Annotated in this window: 22 protein-coding genes; 14 read left to right on the top strand and 8 right to left on the bottom strand. The window is 71.7% G+C overall.

The window, feature by feature from the left end; translation table 11 throughout:
- Positions 1 to 32 precede the first annotated feature (32 nt).
- The 3 genes from KUM49_RS23465 to KUM49_RS23455 are packed head-to-tail and all read left to right on the top strand — an operon-like array spanning position 33 to position 3,242.
- Positions 33 to 1,430 (top strand): GntP family permease, encoded by a 1,398-nt coding sequence (locus KUM49_RS23465; RefSeq protein WP_217238885.1) that lies wholly within the window; start codon positions 33 to 35, stop codon positions 1,428 to 1,430.
- A 10-nt stretch (positions 1,431 to 1,440) separates the two neighbouring features.
- Positions 1,441 to 2,199: an SDR family oxidoreductase gene (locus KUM49_RS23460; protein WP_217238884.1), complete on the top strand. Its 759-nt coding sequence runs from the start codon at positions 1,441 to 1,443 to the stop codon at positions 2,197 to 2,199.
- A 17-nt stretch (positions 2,200 to 2,216) separates the two neighbouring features.
- Positions 2,217 to 3,242, top strand: coding sequence for an L-idonate 5-dehydrogenase (locus KUM49_RS23455; RefSeq protein ID WP_217238883.1), 1,026 nt, complete (start codon positions 2,217 to 2,219; stop codon positions 3,240 to 3,242).
- A 72-nt stretch (positions 3,243 to 3,314) separates the two neighbouring features.
- Here the strand turns inward: KUM49_RS23455 and KUM49_RS23450 are convergent, their stop codons facing one another.
- From KUM49_RS23450 to KUM49_RS23435, 4 genes are all read right to left on the bottom strand, one after another.
- The gene (locus KUM49_RS23450; RefSeq protein ID WP_217238882.1) at positions 3,315 to 3,935 is read right to left on the bottom strand and encodes a cytochrome b/b6 domain-containing protein; all 621 of its coding nucleotides are present in this window, start codon (positions 3,933 to 3,935) and stop codon (positions 3,315 to 3,317) included.
- On the bottom strand, positions 3,919 to 4,677 hold the full coding sequence (locus tag KUM49_RS23445; RefSeq protein ID WP_217238881.1) for a molybdopterin-dependent oxidoreductase: 759 nt from the start codon (positions 4,675 to 4,677) through the stop codon (positions 3,919 to 3,921). Before KUM49_RS23445 ends, KUM49_RS23450 begins: the two co-directional genes overlap by 17 nt.
- A gap of 93 nt (positions 4,678 to 4,770) precedes the next feature.
- The gene (locus KUM49_RS23440) at positions 4,771 to 6,309 is read right to left on the bottom strand and encodes an APC family permease (protein WP_217238880.1); all 1,539 of its coding nucleotides are present in this window, start codon (positions 6,307 to 6,309) and stop codon (positions 4,771 to 4,773) included.
- A 33-nt stretch (positions 6,310 to 6,342) separates the two neighbouring features.
- The gene (locus KUM49_RS23435) at positions 6,343 to 7,296 is read right to left on the bottom strand and encodes a hypothetical protein (RefSeq protein ID WP_217238879.1); all 954 of its coding nucleotides are present in this window, start codon (positions 7,294 to 7,296) and stop codon (positions 6,343 to 6,345) included.
- A gap of 427 nt (positions 7,297 to 7,723) precedes the next feature.
- Here KUM49_RS23435 and KUM49_RS23430 point away from each other — a divergent pair, with 427 nt between their 5' ends.
- The 7 genes from KUM49_RS23430 to KUM49_RS23400 all read left to right on the top strand — a co-directional run bounded on the left by KUM49_RS23430 (position 7,724) and on the right by KUM49_RS23400 (position 13,000).
- Positions 7,724 to 8,623 (top strand): DMT family transporter, encoded by a 900-nt coding sequence (locus KUM49_RS23430; RefSeq protein ID WP_217238878.1) that lies wholly within the window; start codon positions 7,724 to 7,726, stop codon positions 8,621 to 8,623.
- A 31-nt stretch (positions 8,624 to 8,654) separates the two neighbouring features.
- A complete protein-coding gene (locus KUM49_RS23425; protein ID WP_217238877.1) occupies positions 8,655 to 9,170 on the top strand; it encodes an NUDIX hydrolase in 516 nt (171 codons plus the stop codon).
- A 202-nt stretch (positions 9,171 to 9,372) separates the two neighbouring features.
- Complete coding sequence (locus KUM49_RS23420) at positions 9,373 to 9,765, top strand: DUF202 domain-containing protein (protein WP_217238876.1); 393 nt, start codon at positions 9,373 to 9,375, stop codon at positions 9,763 to 9,765.
- Positions 9,762 to 10,094, top strand: coding sequence for a DUF202 domain-containing protein (locus tag KUM49_RS23415; protein WP_217238875.1), 333 nt, complete (start codon positions 9,762 to 9,764; stop codon positions 10,092 to 10,094). The genes KUM49_RS23420 and KUM49_RS23415 overlap by 4 nt, the downstream gene beginning before the upstream one ends.
- A gap of 185 nt (positions 10,095 to 10,279) precedes the next feature.
- A complete protein-coding gene (locus KUM49_RS23410) occupies positions 10,280 to 10,576 on the top strand; it encodes a hypothetical protein (protein WP_217238874.1) in 297 nt (98 codons plus the stop codon).
- Between the two features lie 171 nt (positions 10,577 to 10,747).
- Complete coding sequence (locus tag KUM49_RS23405) at positions 10,748 to 11,770, top strand: phosphotransferase family protein (RefSeq protein ID WP_217238873.1); 1,023 nt, start codon at positions 10,748 to 10,750, stop codon at positions 11,768 to 11,770.
- A gap of 6 nt (positions 11,771 to 11,776) precedes the next feature.
- Positions 11,777 to 13,000: an acyl-CoA dehydrogenase family protein gene (locus KUM49_RS23400; RefSeq protein WP_217238872.1), complete on the top strand. Its 1,224-nt coding sequence runs from the start codon at positions 11,777 to 11,779 to the stop codon at positions 12,998 to 13,000.
- Positions 13,001 to 13,289: 289 nt separating this feature from the next.
- On the opposite strand, the gene KUM49_RS23395 is transcribed toward KUM49_RS23400, so the two are convergent.
- Genes KUM49_RS23395 through KUM49_RS23385 form a run of 3 tightly spaced genes read right to left on the bottom strand, consistent with a single transcriptional unit; the run spans position 13,290 to position 16,353 of the window.
- On the bottom strand, positions 13,290 to 13,883 hold the full coding sequence (locus tag KUM49_RS23395) for a TetR/AcrR family transcriptional regulator (protein WP_217238871.1): 594 nt from the start codon (positions 13,881 to 13,883) through the stop codon (positions 13,290 to 13,292).
- Positions 13,884 to 13,924: 41 nt separating this feature from the next.
- The gene (locus KUM49_RS23390) at positions 13,925 to 15,586 is read right to left on the bottom strand and encodes a class I adenylate-forming enzyme family protein (RefSeq protein ID WP_217238870.1); all 1,662 of its coding nucleotides are present in this window, start codon (positions 15,584 to 15,586) and stop codon (positions 13,925 to 13,927) included.
- The gene (locus KUM49_RS23385) at positions 15,583 to 16,353 is read right to left on the bottom strand and encodes an SDR family oxidoreductase (protein WP_217238869.1); all 771 of its coding nucleotides are present in this window, start codon (positions 16,351 to 16,353) and stop codon (positions 15,583 to 15,585) included. The genes KUM49_RS23390 and KUM49_RS23385 overlap by 4 nt, the downstream gene beginning before the upstream one ends.
- Positions 16,354 to 16,554: 201 nt before the next feature.
- Here KUM49_RS23385 and KUM49_RS23380 point away from each other — a divergent pair, with 201 nt between their 5' ends.
- Together KUM49_RS23380 and KUM49_RS23375 are read left to right on the top strand one after the other, a co-directional pair.
- The gene (locus tag KUM49_RS23380) at positions 16,555 to 17,787 is read left to right on the top strand and encodes an exo-beta-N-acetylmuramidase NamZ domain-containing protein (RefSeq protein ID WP_217238868.1); all 1,233 of its coding nucleotides are present in this window, start codon (positions 16,555 to 16,557) and stop codon (positions 17,785 to 17,787) included.
- A gap of 102 nt (positions 17,788 to 17,889) precedes the next feature.
- Positions 17,890 to 19,209: a serine-threonine protein kinase gene (locus tag KUM49_RS23375; RefSeq protein ID WP_217238867.1), complete on the top strand. Its 1,320-nt coding sequence runs from the start codon at positions 17,890 to 17,892 to the stop codon at positions 19,207 to 19,209.
- A gap of 18 nt (positions 19,210 to 19,227) precedes the next feature.
- On the opposite strand, the gene KUM49_RS23370 is transcribed toward KUM49_RS23375, so the two are convergent.
- A complete protein-coding gene (locus tag KUM49_RS23370; RefSeq protein ID WP_217238866.1) occupies positions 19,228 to 22,026 on the bottom strand; it encodes a penicillin acylase family protein in 2,799 nt (932 codons plus the stop codon).
- Between the two features lie 220 nt (positions 22,027 to 22,246).
- On the opposite strand from KUM49_RS23370, the gene KUM49_RS23365 reads away from it, so the two are divergent.
- A complete protein-coding gene (locus KUM49_RS23365) occupies positions 22,247 to 22,849 on the top strand; it encodes a hypothetical protein (RefSeq protein ID WP_217238865.1) in 603 nt (200 codons plus the stop codon).
- A 97-nt stretch (positions 22,850 to 22,946) separates the two neighbouring features.
- The gene (locus KUM49_RS23360; RefSeq protein WP_217238864.1) at positions 22,947 to 23,675 is read left to right on the top strand and encodes a 3-keto-5-aminohexanoate cleavage protein; all 729 of its coding nucleotides are present in this window, start codon (positions 22,947 to 22,949) and stop codon (positions 23,673 to 23,675) included.
- Positions 23,676 to 23,704: the final 29 nt, after the last annotated feature.

Raw genomic sequence — 23,704 nt, 5'->3', positions numbered from 1 at the left:
CCCCATCCCCGTACCTGCAAGGGAACTCCCCCGTGACCAGACTCAGTGTCGAGATGCTGGCAGCGGACGCACCCGAGCCGATCACCTCGGCCGGCCACGCTCAGCTGGGCATCGCCGTACTGGCGGGCATCGCAGTCATCGTCCTGCTCATCACGAAGTTCAAGCTCCACGCCTTCCTGTCGCTGACCATCGGGTCACTGGCGCTCGGCGCGTTCGCCGGAGCACCGCTCGACAAGACCATCACCAGCTTCACCACCGGACTCGGCTCCACGGTCGCCGGTGTGGGCGTGCTGATCGCGCTGGGCGCGATCCTCGGCAAGATGCTCGCCGACTCGGGCGGCGCCGACCAGATCGTCGACACGATCCTCGCGAAGGCGAACGGTCGCACGATGCCCTGGGCGATGGTGCTGATCGCCTCGGTGATCGGTCTGCCGCTGTTCTTCGAGGTCGGCGTGGTGCTGCTGATCCCGGTCGTGCTGATGGTCGCCAAGCGGGGCAACTACTCGCTGATGCGGATCGGCATCCCGGCGCTCGCCGGTCTGTCCGTGATGCACGGTCTGGTCCCGCCGCACCCCGGTCCGCTCGTCGCGATCGACGCGGTCCAGGCCAACCTCGGCGTCACGCTGGCGCTCGGCGTCCTGGTCGCCATACCGACCGTGATCATCGCCGGTCCGCTGTTCTCCCGGTACGCGGCCCGCTGGGTGGACGTCCCCGCCCCGGACCGGATGGTCCCGCAGCGCGCCTCCGAGGAACTGGAGCGGACTCCCGGCTTCGGCGCCACCCTCGCCACGATCCTCCTGCCGGTCGTCCTGATGCTGTCCAAGGCACTGGTCGACATCGTCATCGACGACCCGACGCACAGCGTGCAGCGCGCCTTCGACGTCATCGGCTCCCCGCTGATCGCATTGCTCGCCGCCGTGCTGGTCGGCATCTTCACGCTCCTGCGGCCCGCCGGGTTCGGCAAGGAGCGGGTCTCCCAGCTCGTCGAGAAGGGCCTCGCACCCATCGCCGGCATCCTGCTGATCGTCGGTGCGGGCGGCGGCTTCAAGCAGACGCTGATCGACTCCGGCGTCGGCCAGATGATCCTGGACATCTCCGAGGACTGGTCGATCCCGGCGCTGCTGCTGGCCTGGCTGATCGCGGTGGCGATCCGGCTGGCGACCGGTTCGGCGACGGTGGCCACGATCTCGGCGGCCGGTCTGGTCGCCCCGCTCGCGGCCGACATGTCGACGACCCACACGGCCCTGCTCGTCCTGGCCATCGGCGCCGGCTCGCTGTTCTTCAGCCATGTCAACGACGCCGGGTTCTGGCTGGTGAAGGAGTACTTCGGCCTGACCGTCGGGCAGACGCTCAAGACCTGGTCCGTCATGGAGACGATCATCTCGGTGGTCGCCGGAGCCGTGGTCCTGCTCCTCTCGCTGATCATTTAGGGGTACGAGGATGAGTCACCCTCTGTTCGACATCAGCGGCCGAACCGCCCTGGTCACCGGCTCCAGCCGGGGCATCGGCCTCGCGCTGGCCCGCGGGCTCGCGGAGGCCGGCTGCCGGGTCGTCCTCAACGGGCGCGACGGCGACCGGCTGGCCAAGGCCGCCGCCGAGTTGCCCGGAGACGTCCACACGGCCGTGTTCGACGTGACCGACGGGGCGTCGGTGCGGGCCGGGGTCGCGGACGTCGAGGAACGGGTCGGCCCGCTCGACATCCTCGTCAACAACGCGGGCATGCAACTGCGGGCCCCGCTTCTGGAGTTCACCGACTCGGACTGGCACCGGATCCTGGACACCAACCTGACCAGCGCGTTCCTGGTCGGCAGGGAAGCCGCGCGCCGGATGACGGAACGCGGCCACGGCAAGATCATCAACATCTGCTCGCTGCAGAGCGAGGTGGCCCGGCCCGGCATCGCGCCCTACGCGGCCACCAAGGGCGCGCTGAAGATGCTCACCAAGGGCATGTGCGCGGACTGGGGGCCATGCGGCGTCCAGGTCAACGGCCTCGGCCCCGGCTACATCGAGACCGAGCTGACCCAGCCCCTCGTCGAGGACGAGGAGTTCAGCGCGTGGGTGCGGCGACGCACCCCGGCCGGGCGCTGGGGCCGTACGGAGGACCTGGTGGGCGGGGTGCTGTTCCTGGCCTCGCCCGCCGCGGACTTCGTCGGCGGGCAGGTGCTGTATGTCGACGGCGGCATGACGAGCGTGCTGTGACCTGCGGGGAGACTGTGATGCTGGGTTGTGTGATCCACGGTCAGGACGATCTGCGGGTCGATGAGCTGAAGGTGCCCGCGCCCGGTCCGGGGCAGGCGCTGGTCGCCGTCCGCTACGGCGGCATCTGCGGCTCCGATCTCCACTACTGGCGGCACGGCGGGGTCGGTGACTTCCGCCTGCGGGAGCCGATGCTGCTGGGCCACGAGGTGGTCGGGACGGTCCTGTCGTACGGCGACGGCGCCTCAGGTCCGGTCGCCGGTACGGCCGTTGCCGTGCACCCGGCCAGTCCCTGCGGGGTGTGTCCGGAGTGTGCGGACGGGCGGCCCAACGTCTGCCGGGACACCCGCTACCTCGGCAGCGCGGCACGCTTCCCACACGTCCAGGGCGGCTTCGCGGCCCAGGTGGTCGTCCCCGCCGAGCAGTTGAGGCCGCTTCCGGCCGGTCTCGGCCTGCGCCGCGCGGCGCTCGCCGAGCCGCTGTCGGTGGCGCTGCACGCGGTGCGGCGGGCCGGGGACGTGCGCGACCGGCACGTCCTGGTCACCGGGGCGGGCCCCATCGGGTGCCTGGTGGTCGCGGCGGCGAAGGCCGCGGGCGCCGCGCACGTGACGGCGACGGACCTGCTCCCGGCGGCGCTGCGGTACGCCCGGGCGGCGGGCGCCGACACCGTCGTACGGGCCGACGCCCCGTCCGACCCCGGCTGGCCGCCCGAGGTCGACGTCGCCGTGGAGGCGTCGGGGGTGGCCGCCGGGCTGAACACGTGTCTGGGGCGGGTGCGGCGCGGTGGGCTCGTCGTGCAGCTCGGGATGCTGCCGCAGGGGCCGAGTCCGTTCGCGGGGAACCTGGTGGTGAGCCGGGAGATCGAACTGCGGGGCGCGTTCCGCTTCGACGGCGAGTTCGACGAGGCACTGGAACTGCTCGCCGCGGAGCCCGCCTTCGACGGCCTGGTCAGCTCGGTGGTGCCGGTGACGGAGGCGGAGACGGCGTTCGCGCTGGCCGCGGACCGGGGCCGGTCGTGCAAGGTGCTGCTGGACTTCGGCGTCTGAGGCCCTCCCGAGGGCACTTTCCGAAGACGCCGACGAGGACGCCGGCCGGTGCTGTCCGCTTCCGGTCGGCGTCTAGGGCCGCCACAACCGGTGTTCGCGCTCCGCCCACTCCCGGCTCACCGAGCCGGTGCGCATCCCCCGTCGCGCCTCGGGGTCGCCCAGAGCCATCCCGATGTGGCCGGCCAGGACGATGCCGATGGTCAGTGCCAGCCAGTCGTGGACGAAGGTCGCGCTGGTGCGCCACATCAGCGGGGTGAGGTGGGTGAACCACATGATCAGGCCGGTGCCGAGCATCACCAGGGTCGCGCCGGCGATCCAGGCGGCGTAGACCTTCTGCCCGGCGTTGAACTTGCCGGCCGGCCGCGCGGCGGGGCGCCGGTCGCGGCGCAGGGCGGCCCGCAGCCAGCGGCGGTCGTGCGGCCCGAAGCGGTTGAGGAAGCGCAGGTCGGTGCGGAACGCGCGGGAGGCGAGACCGGCCAGGACCGGCACGGGCAGGGCGAGGCCGGCCCACTCGTGGACGCGGACCACCAGCTCGCGGCGGCCGACGAGTTCGGCGAGCTGGGGGACGTACAGACAGGCCGCCGTCACCACGCACACGCCCATCAGGACGGCCGTGGTGCGGTGCACCCAGCGTGCGGCGCGGGTGAAGCGGCGGACCCGGATGGTCACCGGGGTGTCAGCTCGTAGGGTCATCGTCCCGCCCGTTCGAACGGCCCACCCAGGCGTCGATGTCATAGCCGCGCTTCTCCCAGTAGCCCGGCTTCACGTCCTCGGTGACGGTGATGCCGGAGAGCCACTTGGCGGACTTGTAGAAGTACATGGGGGCCACGTAGAGGCGGACCGGTCCGCCGTGGGAGTGGCCGAGGTCCTTGTCCTGCATGCGCAGGGCGACCAGGACGTCCGCGCGGCGGGCCTGGTCGAGGGTCAGGCTCTCGGAGTAGGCGCCGTCGAAGCAGGTGAAACGCACCGCCCCGGCCGAGGGGCGCACTCCCGCGGCGTCCAGGAGCCGGGACAGGCGTACCCCCTCGAAGGGGGTGTCGGGGACCCGCCAGCCGGTGACGCACTGGACGTCCTTGACCATGCGGGTCTGGGGCAGGGCTCGGAGGTCGGACAGCGTGTAGGTCTTGGGGCGGTCGACCAGGCCGTCGATGGTGAGCCGGTAGGTGTCGGCGTTCTTGCGGGGCACGGAGGACGTGACCGAGTAGTAGCGGAAGCCGCCGCCGTTGGGGAGCAGGCCGGTCAGGCCGGTGGGGTCCTTGTCGGCGGCGGTGCCGAGGAAGGCCTCCAGACCGCGTTGCAGGGTGGGCGCGGCGACGACGCCCAGCGCGCCCAGGCCGAGGGTGCCGAGGAAGACCCGGCGGCCGACGGGGGTGCCGCGTGCCTCGGACCGACCTGTGCCCGTTTCGTCCGCTTCTTCGGGCTGTTCGGTGTTCACGGGTTCATTCGAGCACCCGCGACCCGGGGGCGGCCAGGGGTCACGGGTGTTCGTCAGACTTCCGTCATCACTTCTTACGCGGTTCTCAGGTGGTCACCACGTCTTCTCGGCCGCCTTCTCCAGCTGGAACGCCTCGTTGCCGAGCCCGATGCGGGCGTGCGCCTCGGGTGACCTGGAGCGCAGGAGCAGGCCCTGGACGAGGCCGGCCACCAGGGCGAGGCCGATGACGCCGGGCAGGACCCAGCTCAGGGCCGAGCCGGGGCCTGCGCCGACCAGCACGTCGAAGTCCTTGACCGTGTAGGCGGCGATCACCAGGAGGGCGGTGCCCGCGACGGCCGAGGTGACCAGGCGCCAGGCCTGGGCGCCCGCGGCGCCGCGGCGGGTGAAGAACACGACGACCGAGAGGGAGGCCGCCGTCATCAGCACGATCACGCCGAGCGCGCCGATGTTGCCGCACCAGGTGAACAGCTGCAGTACGGGGGCGGTGGGGTCCCCGGACGGCTTGTCGTCGGCGACCGCGAAGGCGGCCACGACCAATACGGACACGGCCGTCTGGAGCAGGGAGCCGGTGCCGGGGGCGCCGCTCGCGCCGGTGGTGCGGCCGAAGGCGGCGGGCAGCAGGCCCTCGCGGCCCATGGCGAAGGCGTACCGGGCGACGACGTTGTGGAAGCTGAGCAGGGCCGCGAACATGCCGGTCACGAAGAGGATGTGCAGGACGTCCGTGAAGGTTCCGCCGAGCCGGGACTCGGTGAGGGTGAACAGCAGTCCGGCGCTCTGCTGCTGTGCCTGGCCGACGATCGCCGAGGGACCGGTGGCGACGGTGAGGGCCCAGCTGCTGAGCGCGAAGAAGACGGCGACCCCGCCGACCGCCAGGAACATCACCCGCGGCACCAGGACGTGCGGGCGGCTGGTCTCCTCGGCGTACACGGGCGCCTGCTCGAAGCCGAGGAAGGCGGCGATGCAGAAGCACAGCGCGGTGCCGAGGCCGGCGCCGGTGAGCGTGTCCGGGTTGAAGGCGTGCAGCGACAGACCCTGGGGGCCGGGGTCCGCGACGGCCGCGATGTCGAAGATCACGACCAGGGCGACCTCGACGACCAGCAGAACGCCGAGCACGCGCGCGTTGACGTCGATCTTCAGCCGGCCCAGCGCGCCGACGGCGAGGGCGGCCACCAGCGCCGGTATCCACCAGGCGACCTCCAGGTCGGCGTAGGTGGCGAACAGGCCGGAGACCTCGAACCCGAAGATCCCGTAGATGCCGACCTGGAGTGCGCTGTAGGCGACGAGGGCGACCAGGGCGGCGCTCGCGCCGGCGGTGCCGCCGAGGCCGCGGGAGATGTACGCGTAGAAGGCGCCGGCGTTGTGGACGTGCCGGCTCATCTCCGCGTAGCCGATGCCGAAGAGGGCCAGGACGACGCCGAGGACGACGAACAGCAGCGGCTGCCCGACGATGCCCATCACCGCGAATGTGGTGGGCATGACACCCGCGACGACCATGAGGGGGGCGGTCGCGGCGAGGACGGAGAGCAGCAGGCCGCCGGTGCCGAGGCGGTCCGAGCGCAGGGCACGCTCCTCGCCCTTGAACGTGCTGATGCCGTCGGTGGTTCTGCGCGTGCTCGAGCTGTCCGTCGTCATGGGGGGTGACCGTCCTTTTCCGGGAAATGGGGATTACGCCGTGCCGAGCGCGCCCGCGCGTGCGGCACGGAAGGCGGGGTAGGGGTCGCGGTCCGGGTACGCCCACGGCGCCGGGGTCGCGTGGTCGCCGATGCGGTGGAAGAGGGCGGCGGCCTCGGCGCCCCGGCCCTCGCAGACCTTGGCGTGGGCGAGGAAGTTGAGGTCGACCAGTCGGCGCGGGTGCCCCTCGTGCTCCCACTCCAGCCACCAGTCGAAGGCGGACTTCATCACCTGCCGGGCCCGGCGTCCGCTCCAGTGCCCGGAGGCGGCGGGGTCGGAGGGCTCGTGCCCGTCGGCGGCCAGCACGCGGTAGCGCTCGGCGTGTGCGACGACCGGGAGGATCGCGAGCGGGGAGTCGGCGGGGGCCTGCTCGGCGGCCCAGTGGGCGAAGTCGTACACCCCGTGCAGGGGGTCCGGGCCGGTGCCGGAGCGGCTCTCGGCCAGGTGGGCGACCATCAGGTGGTGGGCGTGGTGGTGGTCGGCGTACCGCGCCCGGACCTCGCCGAAGAGCCGGACGACCTCCTCGCCGGCGCGGAGCCTCTTCGCCAGCATGAGCAGGCCCAGCCAGGGGGTCGGGTCGGCCGGCGCGAGCGCGGCGGCCGACCGGCAGGCCTCGCGGGCCCGGTCCGCCTTCTCCTTGCCCCGCAGGGCCCGCCGGACCTGGGCCAGCGCGAGCAGGACGGCCGCGTCGACGGAGTCGGGCTCGGCGAGCAGCCAGTCACCGGCCCACGCGGCGCTGGAGGGCTCCAGGGCGAGCACCGTCAGCCGGTGCCCCCGCCGGTCCCAGTCGTCCCCCGTCCTCGCGAGCAGCGCACGAGCGGCCTGCCACCGCCCCTGCCTCAGTGCGGCCCGCGCGGCGACGAGCTCGGCGTCGTCGAGGGCGGCGTCGAGCGCCTGGGCGGCGGCGCGGTGACGACTGCGCCCGAGGGGTGGCGGGGGTGGGGACACCGCGGGGACTTCCTCACGCGGCACGGCTCACTGTCGGTGTGCGGCCGACGTGGCGGCCGGCCTTCTGGTCTGGACTTTTCGGCTTGCCATCAACTGATCACGCACAGCCAACCCCCAGCCAACGCTTTCCGTCAAGGGCTCCACGGGTGTTACACGCGTCAACTTCCGTTACCTGAAGGGGACTTGCGAGGGCGCCGGACATGCCATGCACGAATCGCCGGAAATGTCTGTGGTCCACGCCATAGCGCGGACGCGCGAGGGCCCGCACGATGGCAGGACGGTCACGCACCTCCCCCGGCCGGGCGAGGACGGCGGGACCGAGTCAACCGCCCGGACCCCGGGGCACTCCCAGGGGCATGGCGGGCCCGGGGCGCTGCAGTCGACGCCGACCCCGTGGCCCCTCCCGATCGATCGAGGTATACGCAGCGTGTCGGTTCTGGTACTTGTTCTCGCCGTGAGCGCGGCCTGCTGTCTGGGCTTCGGGTTCGTGCTCCAGCAGAACGCCGCCCGGCAGGCTCCGCTGAGCGACTTCCTCTCTCCCCGGCTGCTGCTCGACCTGATGAAGGTGCCGCGCTGGCTCGGCGGCATCGGCCTGATGGTGGCCGGCATGGCCCTCGGCGCGATCGCGCTGAGCCAGGGCGAGATCTCCTTGGTGGAGCCCCTCCTCGCGACCAACCTGGTGTTCGCCCTCGCCCTGTCCCGCAAGCAGAGCAAGCAACCGCTGGGCCGCCAGGGCTGGGCGGGCCTCCTGTTGCTCGCGGGCGGAGTGACCACGTTCATCGTGGCGGGCGAGCCGCGCGGCGGCACCCCGGTCACCGACCCCCTGCGCCCCTGGCTGATCATCGGCGTGATGATCGGCCTCGCCCTGCTGCTCACCGCCTACGCCAAGCGCTCCCGGCTGAGCTCCGGCCCGGTCCTGCTCGCCCTGGCCGCCGGTCTGCTGTACGGCGTCCAGGACGCGCTGACCCGCGTGAGCGGCCAGCGCTTCTCCGAGGGCGGCCTCGTGGAGCTGCTGACCGGCTGGCAGCCGTACGCCGTGCTGGTGCTCGGCGTCACCGGCCTCATCCTCGTGCAGAGCGCCTTCGAGACCGCTCCCCTGCGGATGTCGCTGCCCGCCCTGACCGCGGCCCAGCCGCTGGCCGGGATCATCTGCGGTGTCGGCTTCCTCGGCGACCGGCTGCGCACCGACACGGGCGCGCTGGCCTGGGAGGCGGCGGGGCTCGCGGCGATCGTCGGCGGCATCGTGCTCCTCGGCATGCACCCGGCGATGCCGTGCACGCAGACCGAGCGGGCGCGGGACCCTCAGCCGGCCGAGGTCCGGGCCTGAGGCTGCCTGCGGCCCCTGCTTGGATGGGGCCATGAGCGCTGCTGACGAGATCCTCGACATCGTCGACGAGAACGACAACGTCATCGGACAGTCCCCGCGCGGCGAGGCCTACGCGAAGGGCCTGCGCCACCGCTGCGTCTTCATCCAGGCCCGGGACGCCGAGGGCCGGATCTTCGTACACCGCCGCACGCCGACCAAACTCGTCTTCCCGTCCCTGTACGACATGTTCGTCGGCGGAGTGGTCGGCGCGGGCGAGTCCTACGACGACGCGGCCCTGCGCGAGGCCGAGGAGGAACTGGGCGTGAGCGGGCTGCCTCGCCCCGGGCACCTCTTCACGTTCCTCTACGACGACGGCGCCGGCCGGACCTGGTGGTCCTCGGTGTACGAGGTCCGCTGCGACCTTCCGGTCAGCCCGCAGGCCGAGGAGGTGGCCTGGCACGACTTCCTGCCGGAGGACGAGGTGCGGCGCCGGCTGACGGAGTGGGAGTGGGTGCCGGACGGGCTGGCCGCGTACGAGCGACTGCGGGCCTACCGTTCGATGGGCTGAGCCGGCGAGCCGCCGGCTCCACTGATCAGACCGGCCCAAGTACGCCGGCCAGAACCCGGGCAGGTCGAGCAGGGGCTCGGCGGGGGCGATGCCGTACCCCGGCTGCGCGTATCCGGCCAGTGACGTGGGCACATCCATGCCCCCGAACGGTAGCGGGCGGCACCGACAAGCCCCGTGACAGTGCCCCGGTAGGGTCCTGCCCGTGATCGGTTTCGCACGCAACGTCCGGCTGTGGTTCGCCCCCCAGGAGATCCGGCGGGAGGGCAGCACCCCCGACTACCGCTTCTCGCTGGCGAACGAACGCACCTTCCTGGCCTGGCTGCGCACCGCGCTCGCGCTGATCGGCGGCGGCTTCGCCGTGGACCAGTTCCTGCCGGACCTGCGCTGGGGCTGGCGGGTCGGCCTCGCGCTCGCGCTGCTCGCGGCGGGCGTGCTGTGCGCGCTGCGGGCGGTCAACCACTGGGTCCGCTGCGAGCGGGCCATGCGCCGGGGCGAGGACCTGCCGGTGTCCCGGTTCCCGGCACTGCTGAGCCTCGCCGTCGCGGTGGTGGCCGTCGCGATGGTCGTCGTGGTGCTCTTCGGGTGGGAGGGATGAGCGCGGCACCCGTCCGGGAGGCCCCGGACCGGGACCCCGGTCTGCAGCCCGAGCGGACCCGGCTGGCCTGGCGGCGCACGACCCTGTCCAGCACCGCCGCCGCCCTGCTCGCCCTGAAAACCACGCTGCACGGCGGGACCTCGGTGTCCGGGATCGTCCTCGGCGCCCTGTCCTGCGGCCTGTGGATGGCCTTTCTGCTGATCGCGCACCGACGCATCCGCGTCCTGTCCGCCACGAGCAGCCCGGCGGCACTCTCCCCCCGGCACGCGTCGGCGGGGGCACTGCTCACGGTCGGCCTCGCGGTGTGCGCGGCGGCGCTGATCCTTTAGGCCCTGTTGTCGGGTTCCACCAGGCCACCCGGGGCGGATCCCCGTACGCGAATCCGCGCGGGCGACTCCATGGGCCCGCCTCCCTGCGGGTACCCGGACGCCACACAGGCCCGAATCGCCCGATACGCGGCGTTCGCGTGGCAGCCTGTCCGACGTCATCGCCCGCACCCTTGAAGGTGAGCACCATGACCACCCTTCACCAGGAACACGCCTCCCACCCGCACACGCACGGCCCGGACTGCGGCCACGCCGAGGTGCCGCACGGCGACCACGTCGACTACGCGCACGACGGGCACATGCACCGCGAGCACGGCGGCCACTGGGACGAGTGCGAAGCCGACGCGCATGTCGCCCACGAGGGCCACGACCACCGGCACGGCCAGGACTGCGGGCACGAGAGCGTCCTGCACGGCGACCACGTGGACTACCTCCACGACGGCCACCGGCACGCCCAGCACGAGGGCCACTGGGACGATCACTGAGCCGGCCCGGCCGAGAAGTCACCCCCGACACCTCCCCGGCCGCCCTGCGCGGGGAGTTGTCGGCCTAGGGTGGCCCCGATCACGTTCCGGGTTCCGCTCCACTACTGGACGACATACCGACCGGTCGGCATCATTGGTCGTGTTGAATTCGTCCGTCCGTAGGAGCAACGAATGAGCCCCGACCACCCGCCCGGACTCGATCTCGACCGGCTGCGCGGCCTGCTCGACCGCGAGCGGCCCGGCCTGGTGCACGGCCCCCTGACCGGCCGGCTGATCGAGGGCGGACGGTCGAACCTCACCTACAAGGTCTCCGACGGCACGTCGAAGTGGGTCGTACGACGGCCTCCGCTCGGCCATGTGCTCGCCACCGCGCACGACATGAAGCGCGAGCACCGGGTGATCAGCGCGCTGCACCCGACGAACGTGCCGGTGCCCCGCCCCGTGCTGCTGTGCGAGGACGACGAGGTGCTCGGGGCGTCCTTCTACGTCATGGAGTTCGTGGAGGGGACGCCGTACCGCACGGCCGACCAGCTCGCCCCGCTCGGCCCGGAGCGCACCCGGGGTGCCGTGCTGTCCCTGGTGGACACGCTCGTGGAACTGCACGCGGTGGACCCGGCCGAGGTGGGTCTCGGCGACTTCGGCCGCCCGGAGGGCTTCCTGGACCGCCAGCTGCGGCGCTGGGGCAAGCAGCTGGACGCCTCCCGCAACCGTGAGCTGTCCGGCATCGACGAGCTGCACGCGGCCCTCGGCCGTCAGCTGCCCGACTCCCCCGCCCCGACCGTGGTGCACGGCGACTACCGGCTCGACAACGTCCTGATCGGCGACGACGACCGGATCAAGGCGATCCTCGACTGGGAGATGTCGACCCTCGGCGACCCGCTCACCGACCTCGGCCTGCTGGTGATGTACAGCATGCCGCTCGGCACGCCCGACTCACCGGTTTCCACGACCGCGGAGGCCGCCGGGCACCCCACGCCCGCCGAGCTGATCGAGCGGTACGCGGCCCGCTCGGGCCGCGACGTCCTGGCGGTCTCCTGGTACACGGCGTTCGCCTGGTTCAAGCTCGCCGTGATCCTGGAGGGCATCCACTACCGCTACACCCTGGGCCAGACGGTCGGCCCGGGCTTCGACCGCATCGGTGAGCTGGTCCCCGTCTTCATCGGGCACGGCCTGACCACTCTTCAGGAAGGCTGACAGAACATGGACTTCGCGTTCGACGCGCGCACCGAGGAGCTGCGCGCCAAGCTGCTCGCCTTCATGGACGAGTACGTCTACCCGGCCGAGGCGGTCGCGGAGGAGCAGCGCGCCCTGCTCGCCTCGCCGTGGGACACCCCGGCCGTGGTCGAGGAGCTGAAGGCCGAGGCGCGCCGGCAGGGCCTGTGGAACCTCTTCCTTCCCGACGCCGAGTACGGCGCCGGCCTGACCAACCTGCAGTACGCCCCGCTCGCCGAGATCACCGGCCGTTCCCCGCAGTTGGCGCCCACCGCGCTGAACTGCGCGGCGCCCGACACCGGGAACATGGAGGTGCTCACGCAGTTCGGCGACGAGCAGCAGAAGAAGCAGTGGCTGGCGCCGCTGCTCGCCGGTGAGATCCGCTCGGCGTTCGCGATGACCGAGCCGGAGGTGGCCTCCTCGGACGCCACGAACATCACCACGCACATCGAGCGGGCCTCCGACGGCACGGACGACTACGTCGTCACCGGCCGCAAGTGGTACATCTCCGGGGCGATGAACCCGGACTGCAAGATCTTCATCGTGATGGGCAAGACGGACCCGGACGGTGCCGACATCCGCCGTCAGCAGTCCATGATCCTCGTCCCCCGCGATACCCCGGGGGTCACGGTCGAGCGGGCGATGCGGGTGTTCGGCTACGAGGACCACTCCCACGGCGGCCACGCCGAGGTGATCTTCGACCACGCGCGCGTGCCGGCGTCGAACCTGATCGGCGAGGAGGGCGGCGGCTTCGCCATCGCGCAGGCCCGGCTGGGTCCCGGCCGTATCCACCACTGCATGCGGCTGATCGGCATGGCCGAGCGGGCGATCGAGCTGATGTGCAGGCGGGCCGTCTCACGTGACGCGTTCGGCAAGGCGCTGGCCCAGCAGGGGGTCGTCCACAACTGGATCGCCGACGCGCGGGTGACCGTCGAGCAGCTGCGGCTGCTGGTGCTGAAGACGGCCTGGCTGATGGACACCGTCGGCAACCGGGGCGCCCACGCGGAGATCCAGGCCATCAAGATCGCCACGCCCCGCGCGGTCGTCGACATCATCGACCGGGCCATCCAGCTGCACGGCGCGGGTGGCGTGAGCCAGGACTTCCCCCTCGCCGAGCTCTACGCCGGTGCCCGGACCCTGATGATCGCCGACGGGCCGGACGAGGTGCACCAGCGGTCGCTGGCGCGCCGGGAGCTGAAGAAGTACCTGTGAGGTGACGCGGGTGAGGGGCGGCTGCCGGTGGCAGCCGCCCCTCACCCGCGTCACCCGCGCGCGGCCCTAGGGCCTGTCCGGCGGATCAAGTCGCAGGACATCCGCGGCGCCTCATCGACGCAGGTGAGCGGGGCCTGGTGCGTCGAGCTGCAAGGCGGAGGAGGGCGTCGACGCGATGGGGGTCCCCCCGCTCGAGCGAGGTCGAGAGTGCGGGAGTCGGCAACCGACGACAACGCCGCAGATCGGCGTGCCAGGCCCCACGTCTGCGGCATGATCCGCCGGACAGGACCTAGGGCCGCAGTGCCCGCAGCAGGAGGTCCGCGAGGTGGTCGGCGACCTCCTGGGGGCTGAGCGGGCCGTCGGGGCGGTACCAGGTGGACAGGTGGTGGACGGAGCCGAAGTGGTAGTCCACGACCAGGTCGGCGGGGGTCGCCTCGGAGAAGACGCCGGCCTGCTGGCCCTCCTCGACGAGCGCGCGGAAGCGTTCGTGGTAGCGCCGGCGTTCGGCGCGCACCTGCTTGTGCTTCTCGGGGCTGAGGTGGTGCATCGAACGGAAGAAGATCGACGCGTCGTCGAGGTTGTCGATGGTGGTGACGACGACGTCGGCCGCCGCGCCCCTGAGACGCTTCTCGATCGGCTCGTCCGCGTTCGCGAACGCGTCGAGTCTTTCCTGCTGGACGCGCAGCACGCGCGCGTACACCTCGTGCAGGAGGTCGTCCTTGGAGCCGAAGTAGTGGTAGAGCGCCCCCTTGGTGACGCCCGCCGCCTCGACGATCTCCTGCACCGAGGTGCGGTCGTAGCCCTGCTCGGCGAAGAGCCGGGTGGCTGCGGCGAGGAGCCGCTGCGGCACGGGGGTCCCGTCACCGTCCGTAGTCCTGGGCACTGCCGCCACCTGCCTTCCGAGGCATGCTTGTGTTGTTGTCTCTAGTCGTGCGTGCGGGAACGCAGTTCCCGCCGGAGGATCTTCCCACTCGCCGTCTTCGGCAAGTCCGGCAGGATCTCGACCTCCCGCGGGTACTTGTAGGCGGCCAGTCTCTCCTTGCAGTACGCGGCGAGCGCATCCGGGTCCGTGTCGGAACCCGGACGCAGGCTGATGTACGCCTTGACGGTCTCCCCCCGGTACCCGTCGGGCACGCCGACGACGGCCGCCTCGCGCACCGCCGGGTGGGTGTAGAGCACGTCCTCGACCTCGCGCGGCCACACCTTGAAGCCGGACGCGTTGATCATGTCCTTCTTGCGGTCGACGACGTACAGCCAGCCGTGCTCGTCCATGAAACCGATGTCCCCGGTGCGCAGCTCCCCGTCCGGGAAGGTCTCGGCGGTGGCGTCGGGGCGCCGCCAGTAGCCGGGGACGACCTGCGGCCCCCGTACGAGGATCTCGCCCTGTTCTCCGAAGGGCACCTCGCCACCCTGGTCGTCGACGATCCGGACGACCGTGTCGGGGCCGGGCGCGCCCACGGCCAGCGTCCCGGAGACCGGGTCGACGGGCGCTTCCAGGGCCGGCGGTACGGAGGCGCAGGGCGCGGTGCACTCGGTGAGCCCGTAGCCGTTGCGGATGTACGGCCCGAAGCCGGTCCGGAACTTCTCCACCAGGGCGGGCGGAAGGGGTGCACCGCCGGAGGAGATGTTGACGAAGGAGGAGAAGTGGTCCGGGGTGACGGACGGGTGGGCGGCCAGCGCCATGAAGGCGGTCGACGGGCCGACCGTGTAGTGCGGCCGGTGTTCGGCGAACGCGTCCAGGACGACGCCCGCCTCGAAGCGGTACGCCAGGACGAGCGTGCCCGCGCTGTTCAGGCAGGCGCCCAGCTGGCAGACCATGCCGGTGATGTGGAACAGCGGCGCCATCGCGAAGTAGACGGGCGCCTCGGGCAGGCCGAGGCCGGTCCGCTGCCGCTCGGCGTTGTACATGATGTTGCCGTGGGTGTTGGTGGCGCCCTTGGGGGTGCCGCTGGTGCCCGAGGTGTAGCTGATCAGCGCGATGTCGGCGGGGGCCGGGTCGCGGCCCTCCGGCGCCTGGTGACCGGCCCGGGCGACAACCGTCAGGTCGTCGGCGTCCGCGGCCTGCGCAAGCCGCTCGAAGGTCAGCACGCGCGCGTCCTGGCGGGTCTGGAAGTCGAGCTCGCAGGCGGTCAGCACGATCCGCGGGGGCGAGTCGGCGGCGGTGTCCCGCAGATAGGACTCCCAGGCGCGGTCCGAGCAGACCAGCGCGGCCACCTCGCCGTCCCGCAGGACGTGCCCGACCTCCCCGGACTTGTACATGGGGTTGACGGGCACGACGATCGCGCCCGCCTTCCAGGCGCCGAGCAGGGCGAGCACGAAGTGCGGTGAGTTCTGCAGCAGGATGGCCACCCGGTCGCCGGGCTCCAGGCCGCGGGCGGCCAGGTGACCGGCCACGGAGTCGCTCAGCTCGTCGGCCTCGCGGTAGGTCAGGCGGCCGTCGAAGTAGGCGAGGAAGGTGCGGTCGGGGGTCTGTTCGACCGCCTTGCGCAGGGCGTGGACGAGGGAGCCGGCCGGCTCTATGGGCCCACGCTGGGCGTCGTCGAGCAGGCCGAGCCAGGGCTTGGCCGCGTAACGGGAGTCGGTCACCGGGCGGCCTCCCACTTGCGCTGGAGGTGGTTCATGTTCGTCAGCCAGCGGTCGGGCTCGGCGGCCCTGGCCTGGTAGTACCCGGCGACCTCCGGGTGCGGCAGGATCAGGAAACGGTCCTCCTCGATGCCCTTGAAGAGGGCGTCCGCCACCTCCGCCGGGGCGATCGCGGTCGGCTGGAGCACCAGGTCGCCCGCGCTGCCGGTGGCCGCCAGCATGTCGGTGCGCACGCCCTGCGGACAGATCGCGTGGACCTTCAGACCGCGGTGGCGGTACGTCAGCGACAGCCACTCGGCGAAGGCGTACGCGCCGTGCTTGGTGACGCTGTAGGGGGCGGCGCCGATCATGGTGAGCAGTCCGGCGGCGGACACGGTGGAGACGAAACGGCCGCTGCCGCGCTCCAGCCAGTCCGGGAGCAGTTCGTGGGCCGCGCGGACGTGCGCCATGACGTTCACGTCCCAGGACAGCGCCCAGGGCCGCTCGTCGAACGCCTCGCCGCTCTCCCCGCCCTCGAAGGCGACGCCCGCGTTGGCGCAGTACACGTCGACCGTGCCGCCGAGGGCCTTCCGGGCCTCGGTGACGATCGCCGAGGCGTCGCCCGCGACGGCGATGCCGCCGATCTCCTCGGCGACGGCCTTCGCCCGCTCGGCGTCCAGGTCGTTGACGACGACCCGGGCCCCCTCGGCGGCGAAGCGCCGGGCCAGCGCGGCTCCGATGCCGCCCCCCGCTCCAGTGACGACCACTCCCGCATCCTGCGCTTCCACCATCGGTCTCCTTCGACACGACACGATTCGGCTCTGCCCCCCGCAGGGACCAGACTAACCGGTCGGTATGTTGCAGGGAAGGTGACTGGACCCACTCAGGGGCGCGGGGAACTGCGCGACAAGCCACAACGAACCCGCAGCCTCCACACAACCCGCGGAAGCGAATACCGTGCCCATGCCGACGTCCACTTTCCAGGAGGTCACATGCGCCTGACCAGACGCAGCCTGCTCGCAGCAACAACGGCAGCGGCAGTACTCCCCACCGCGTCAGCAGCTTCCGCGGCCACCCGCCGCAGGCGAACCGGCTTCGAGAACCTGGCCGCAGACGGCTACGCCCAGCTCAGCGGCCGGCGCATCGGTGTCGTCACCAACCCCACCGGCGTCACCCGGGACGTACGTCACATCGTGGACGTCATGCACGCCGACGACCGCGTGGACCTGATCGCGGTCTTCGGTCCCGAGCACGGCTTCCGCGGCACCGCGCAGGCGGGCGGTTCCGAGGGCCGCTACGACGATCCGGCGACCGGCCTGCCCGTCTACGACACGTACCTGAAGAGCGGCCGGCCGCTCGCCGACGTCTTCACCACGTCCGGCGTGGACACTGTCGTCTTCGACATCCAGGACGTGGGCGCGCGCTTCTACACCTACATCTGGACGCTGTACGACTGCATGGAGGCCGCCCGGCTCGCGGGGAAGCGGTTCGTGGTCCTCGACCGGCCCAACCCCGTCACCGGGCGGGCGGCCCTCGGCCCCGTCCTGCACAAGGAGTTCGCGACCTTCGTCGGGCGGCAGCCGATCTCGCAGGCGCACGGGATGACGGTCGTGGAGCTGGCGCGGCTGTTCAACGGGGAGTTCCTGGCGGCGCCGGTGGAGCTGGACACCGTACTGATGAGCGGGTGGAAGCGGACCGCGTGGTTCGACGACTCGGGACTGCCCTGGGTGCCGCCGAGCCCGAACATGCCGACTCCGGAGACCGCCCTCGTGTACTCGGGGACGTGCCTCTTCGAGGGGACGAACCTCTCGGAGGGCCGGGGGACGACCCGCCCCTTCGAACTGCTCGGCGCGGAGGGCGTCGACGGGCGGTGGGCCGCGGCGGCGAACGGACTCGGCCTGCCGGGCGTGCACTTCAGGGAGGCCTATTTCGCGCCCACCTTCTCCAAGTTCCAGGGGAAGACGATCGGCGGTGTGCAGGTCCATGTGCACGACCGGGACGCCTACGACCCCGTACGCACCGGGATCGCGCTCCTGGTGACCGCCAAGAAGACGTGGAGCGGCTTCGCCTGGCGCCCCGACAACTGGATCGACAAGCTCACGGGCTCCACGCGGGTGCGCACGATGATCGACGCGGGGGCCGGTGCCGACGAGGTGGTGGCGGGCTGGGAGGAGGAGCTGGCCGCCTTCCGGAGGGTGCGGCGGGAGTACCTCGTCTACCGGTGAGCCGATGAATCACCCGGATGAGTCATGACGTATGGCCAACCCCGACCGGCAGCAGGACGATGCGCCCACATCGCACCACTCCGGGGGATGAGGGGGCCTGTCATGGCAGAGCCGGCAATGAGCGTGAGTCCGTACTGGGAGCTCACCTTCGACGCGGACGGGGACACGGACGGCGGGAAGCGGGGCCGGCTGTTCGCCGGGGTCGCCGAGCACGGCGTCCGTCACCTCGTCGTCTTCGCTCATGGCTGGAACAGCGACCGTTCGGGGGCCACCCGGCTCTACAGCCGCTTCTTCGCGCCCATTCCGGCGCTCGCCCCGGCGGCCGGGCTCGGGTTCGTCGGTGTCGTCTGGCCGTCGATGCGGTTCTCGGACGAGCCGATCCCGGACTTCCCGCGGGCCGTGGCCGCCGAGATGCCCCCGCGGCCGGCGCTCGACAAGGACACCCGGCACGCGCTGCTGGAGACCTTCCCCGGGCGGGCGACCGTGATCGACCAGATCGCGCGGATGCTGGACCAGCAGCCGCGCGAGGAGGCCGAACTGGAGGAGTTCGGGCGGCTGGTACGGCTGCTGGTGGACGTGGTGCCGCCGGGGCCGCAGGCGCTGTTCGCCGCGGACACGCTGGCGGAAGGGGTGCCGCAGAGCGAGCCGTTGATGTTCTCGGGGTCCACCGCGGAGATCTGCGAGGAGTTCGCCCGGGCGCCGGCGTCGTTCGAATCGCCCGGCGAGGTGGCGCGGCTCTCGTTGCCCAACCCGTGGGAGGGCGCGCACGAGCTGCTGCGGCAGGCGACGTACTACGCCATGAAACGGCGCGCGGGGACCGTCGGCGAGCGCGGGCTGGGGCGGGTGGTCGGGCAGCTGGCCGCGAAGGCGCCGCATGTGCGGGTGCACCTGGTGGGCCACAGCTTCGGCGCACGGCTGGTGTCGTTCGCGCTGCGCGGACTGCCGGAGGGCGTGCACACCGTGAAGTCGGTGACCCTGCTCCAAGGGGCCTTCTCCCATTACGCGTTCGCGGCCCGGCTGCCGCACGACCCGCGCGCGGGAGGCGTCCTCCAAGGACAGCACCTGCGGATCGACGGCCCTCTGGTGTGCTGCCACTCCCGGCACGACTCGGCTCTCGGGACGATCTACCCCCTGGCCTCGCGGATGGCGGGCGACGCGCAGGGAGCCGCCGCCGAACCGGCCATCGCCCGAGGGCTCGGTGCCAGGTGGGGGGCGATGGGGTACGACGGCGTGCAGGCCGTGCCGGACACGCGGGCTTTCGAGCTCGCGGCCGCGTTGAAGGGAAAGCTGCCTGTGTCGGGGTGCGTCAACGTCGACGCGGCCAAGGTGGTCAAACGGGGTGGGCCGCCGTCCGGCGCGCACAGCGACATCCTGCACCGGGAGCTGGCGCAGCTGGTGGTGGCGGCGGGCCGCATCCGCTGACCCGCCGCCGTCCGTGGCCTACCGGTGTGACGTGAACTCCACGACTTGCTGGAACGTCGGCCGGTTCTGCCAGCTGATGTTGCCGTGCTTGATACCGCCCAGGGTGCGCTGGACGATCGAGTCGGCGCACCACTGGTCGCCCGCCGAGCACAGGCCGTCACCGGGGTAGACCTGGGCCGCGGTCCTGCCGGCCGCCTCCTTCAGGGTGCTGACGAGGACGTCCCGGCAGGCGGTGAGGCTGCCGCCGCCGCAGTACTTCCGTGCGAGCGGCCCCTGGACCGACTCGCCCAGTACGGCCCGGATGTCCTTGTCGACATAGCTCCACCAGCCGTACTGGAAGGAGCTTCCGGCGTGCGCGCCGGTCGGGCCGTGGGCGGCCGACGGGGTCTCGTCGACGGGCAGGTTGCTGGTGAAGGCCGTGTACAGGTCGCTGCCGAGGCCCGGTTGGAACTCGGCCTTCACCAGCAGCGGCCACCACGCGTCCAGGATGCGGATCGCGTCGGCGTCGGCGTACTTCTTCGAACCGGCGGTCGTCTCCGTCCGCTTGCCGCCCGCGGTCAGCCACGCCTGGAGTTTGCTCACCGCCGCCGCGGCCGCCGAGTCGGTCACCGGCGAGCTGTTGACCACCTTCAGGAGGTCCGGCAGCACGTCCTGCGCCCTGAGGTCGGCCAGCCCGGCGTCGGCCATGGCCTTCACCAGCGCGGCCCGGGTGACCCCGCCCGCGGCGACCAGCTTCTTCACCCGGTCGTCGAGGAGGTTGCCGCGGTGGACCGAGCCGTCGCCCCAGGAGGCGGTCGTGTAGTCCTTGGCCTGCTTGTTGTTCCAGGAGATGTAGTAGTCCTGGTCGATCGAGTTCGGGTGGGCCGAGGCCGGTGTGTACTGGGCGGTGTTCGTCGTCGGGTCCCAGTTCCGCCACTCGTACGCCGGCCGCGCCCACACCGGGAACTCCGCGTCGACGCCGGTCGCGCGCACCGGGTTGTCGCCGCTGTTGTAGTACGCGGTGTGCTCGGAGTCGGCGTAGAACCAGTTGAACGTGTAGTTGATGTGCTGCACCGCGCTCTGGAAGGTCTGCGGGCTGTTGACGTAGTCCGGGTCGTTCAGCATCTGGAAGCCGATGATCGAGTCGGCCTCGTGCATGAAGGAGGAGCGCAGGGTGGTGTAGGCGACCTTCTTGCCGCCGACCGTCGCGCGGTACTCCACGGGGCCGTACCTCGTACGCCACACCCGCATCGTGTACGAGCCGGCCGCGGTGCCGTCGGCCGTGGTCGGGGTCCAGGCGTTCTTCTGCTCGATCTTCTCCATCGCCGTGCAGGTGCCGCGGTACAGGTAGTGGTAGTCGTCCTGGCACAGCTCCACGGCGTACGAGTCGATGATGTCCTGGCCGGAGGTGGTGGCACTCCACGCGTAGTCCTGGCCGCGGCCGAGTTCGACGTACATGCTCAGGCCGGCGAAGGAGGCGCCGCGGGCGCTGAGGCCGGGGCCCTGGATCTCCTGGAGCATGAGCAACTGCGGTGCGAAGTAGCCGGTCTGCGGGCCGAACACGGCGACCGGGTTGCCGCTCGCGGTGTGTTCGCCGCTCACCACTAGGGCGTTGGACATGCCTCGCTTGGCCGAGGTGACGGCGGTCTTCGCGGCCGTGGCGGACACGCCGGTGGCGCTCGACGTGGCCGCGCTGCCGGTGCGGTCGTGGACCAGTTGCTCCTCGGTCACCGAGCCGGCGTCGGGCAGGGCCAGCCCTTGCGGGTCGGCGGGCTTGGTGGCGTAGGGGAAGCTGCCGTCGTGGAGGGTGAGGACCGCCTCGGGGTCGTTGCGCTCGCGGAAGGACTCCCAGACCTTGGTGCCCTCGGTCACCCCGTACTTCTGCTGCGCGGCAAGCAGGGACAGCGCGTTGTTGACCTCGCCGCCGCCTCCTGAGCCGAAGAGCGCGCCGATGACGGAGGCCAGCGCGACCAGGTCGGTGGGTTTGAAGTGGTCGATCGTGCCGGCGTTGGTGACGGAGTCCTTGTGGCCGGTCAGGACGTACTCGCCGGGGAAGGAGCGGCCGCTGTCGGAGGCGTCGATGTAGGCGTTGATGCCGGCGACGTAGGCGTTCACGTCGGCGAGGGCCTGCTGCCCGCGGGCGCCGTTCGTGGTGACCGCGTTGTCGATCTGGGCCTGGAGCTCGGCCTCGGTGTACGGGGCGGTGCGCCAGAACTGCTGCTCCAGGCCCTGGTTGGACGGGGCGCCGCCCGCGAAGGAGGTGAGCTGACCGCGTCCGACGTGCCGGAAGACGTCCATGAGCCACAGCCGGTCCTCGGCCGCGGCATAGCCCGCTCCGAACTCCGTGCCGTATCTGGTGGTACCGGTGATGTGCGGGACGCCCGTCTTCTTGTCGCGGACGATCGTCACGTCGCCGCGACCGGCGGGCTTGACCGTGGAGGCGACCTGATCGGCGGCGACCCCGAAAGACGCGTCGTTGAAGAAGGTGTTGATCGTGGCATTGGTGAGCGAGGGATAGCCCTTCGCCAGGTTGGCGTACGGGCCGAGCTGGTCCCCGGCGTGGTCGGGCTGGGCGCCGAATGCCTGGTTGAGCAGGATCTGCGCGAGGGTGGCGTTGCCGTTCTGGCCCGGCGGCAGGATGTCGGAACACCGGCCTCCGCAGTGGTCGTTGGCCGCCGCCGCCCCCACCGCCTCGGACTTGGCGGCCGCGGCCGCCTGGGAAAGCGGAGACAAAAGACCGGCGATCAGGACGCATACCGTTGCGCTCTTCAGGAACCCGGTGAATCCGCCGGGAGTTCTCAGTGTGTCGAGGACGGTGCGTGAGGTGCGCCGTGGCATGGCAGCTCCTACCGACGGGGGTGGGCCGGACGTTACCGCCGGTATCCCCGGGATTGAAGGTGAACATGCGTCACTTTTCAGAGTCGGCGACATCGCTTATGGGAGTCATCGGAAATCGGATGGAGCCAAATCGCTTGTCGATACGTCTATTCGGCGACGTCCGAGCGACGACGCCGAAGTGACCGAAGTACAGCTGCAGGTGTGACGGAGGTGCAGGGCGATGGCCGGTTTCCGGAGTCTGGCGAGACAGGTGCGCGATCCGCGGTGCGATCTGGCGCTCCGGCGTTATTCGCTGCGCAAGTGCCTTGAACGGTTCGCTCCTTACGGACACAGGGCGACCTGGGACCACTTGTGCTCCCGGGCCGGGTTCGGCCCCGAGGACCGGTCCCCCGACCCAGCGCGGCTCGTGGCCGCACTGGAGGAGTTGGAAGAGGCGCGTTCGGTCTGGCTGGCCTACGAGGTCGGGTTCGCCGAGCGACGCAAGAAGGAAAAGCACGACGGGCTGCGCAGGCCCGGCAGCGTGGACGACTGGCACCGGCTGACCTGGGGCGGCTTCGGAGTCGCCTGGTGCGACGACCCACGCGTCCATCCGCACGAGCCGCTGGCGGAGGTGCTGCGCCGGCTGATCTCCGCGCTGGAGCGGGAGCCGGGCGCCGAGTGCCCGGTGTGCGGCGGGGAACGCCTCGTCTGGAAGTACGAACTGGACCACGAACCCTCCACCGGTCCGGTCTGCACGGACTGCGGAATTCTCGTGCCGCGGCCCGTTCTCACACCCGAGGCCCTGGCGGACGCCAGGCGCGGACGGCTGCTTGTGTCGGCCTGACCGAACCGACCGAACCGAACCCAGGAACGGTGCTGCGGGGGTGCGCCGGGGATGCCGCACCCCCTGTTCTGTCAGCGGTGCCTGGCACCATCGAGGCATGGTGCAGGTGTGTCTCAACGGGCCCCGAGGGGCCGCCGACGGTGCGATGGTGCCGCTCACTCCGCAGGCGTCGGCCGAGTCCGCGGCCGAGGCCGTCGCGGCCGGGGCCACGGACGTCCATGTCCACCCCAAGACGCCGTGCGGTCAGGACAGTCTGTCGCCGCGTGTGGTGGCGGCGACGCTCGAGGCGATACGTGCGCGGGTGCCGGTGCCGGTCGGTGTGACCACGGGCGCCTGGACCGAGCCGGATCCGGCGGCCCGCGTGGAGCGCGTCCGGAGCTGGACCGTGCTGCCGGACCACGCCTCGGTCAACTGGCACGAGCCGGGCGCCGAGGAGGTCGCCGCCGCCCTGATCGGTCTCGGGGTGGGCGTGGAGGCCGGCATCTGGTCGGGTACGGACGCGGCGGCGAGGTTCGCCGTCTCGCCGCTCGGCCCGAAAGTGCTGCGGGTCCTCGCGGAGGTGACGGACCCGGCAGCCGAGACGGCCGAGGACACCGCACGTGCGCTGCTGGCCGACCTGGGCTCCGCACACGGCCGCCCGGTGCTGCTGCACGGTGAGGACGCCGGCGCGTGGCCGGTGCTGCGGCTGGCCGGGCGGCTGGGACTGGCGACCCGAGTGGGCCTGGAGGACACCCTGCTCATGCCCGACGGACAACGGGCCTTGTCGAACGCCCGGTTGGTGGCGGAGGGGCTGGCCCAGTACGGGTGGGCCCAGCGCTCCTCGTAGCGGGAACGGGGCCGGCGGCTGGGGCCTGT

This window comes from Streptomyces sp. AC555_RSS877, from assembly GCF_019049245.1.
Lineage (GTDB): Bacteria > Actinomycetota > Actinomycetes > Streptomycetales > Streptomycetaceae > Streptomyces.
The sequence above is the reverse complement of the archived record's forward strand: the minus strand, read 5'-3'. Positions and strand labels throughout refer to the sequence as shown.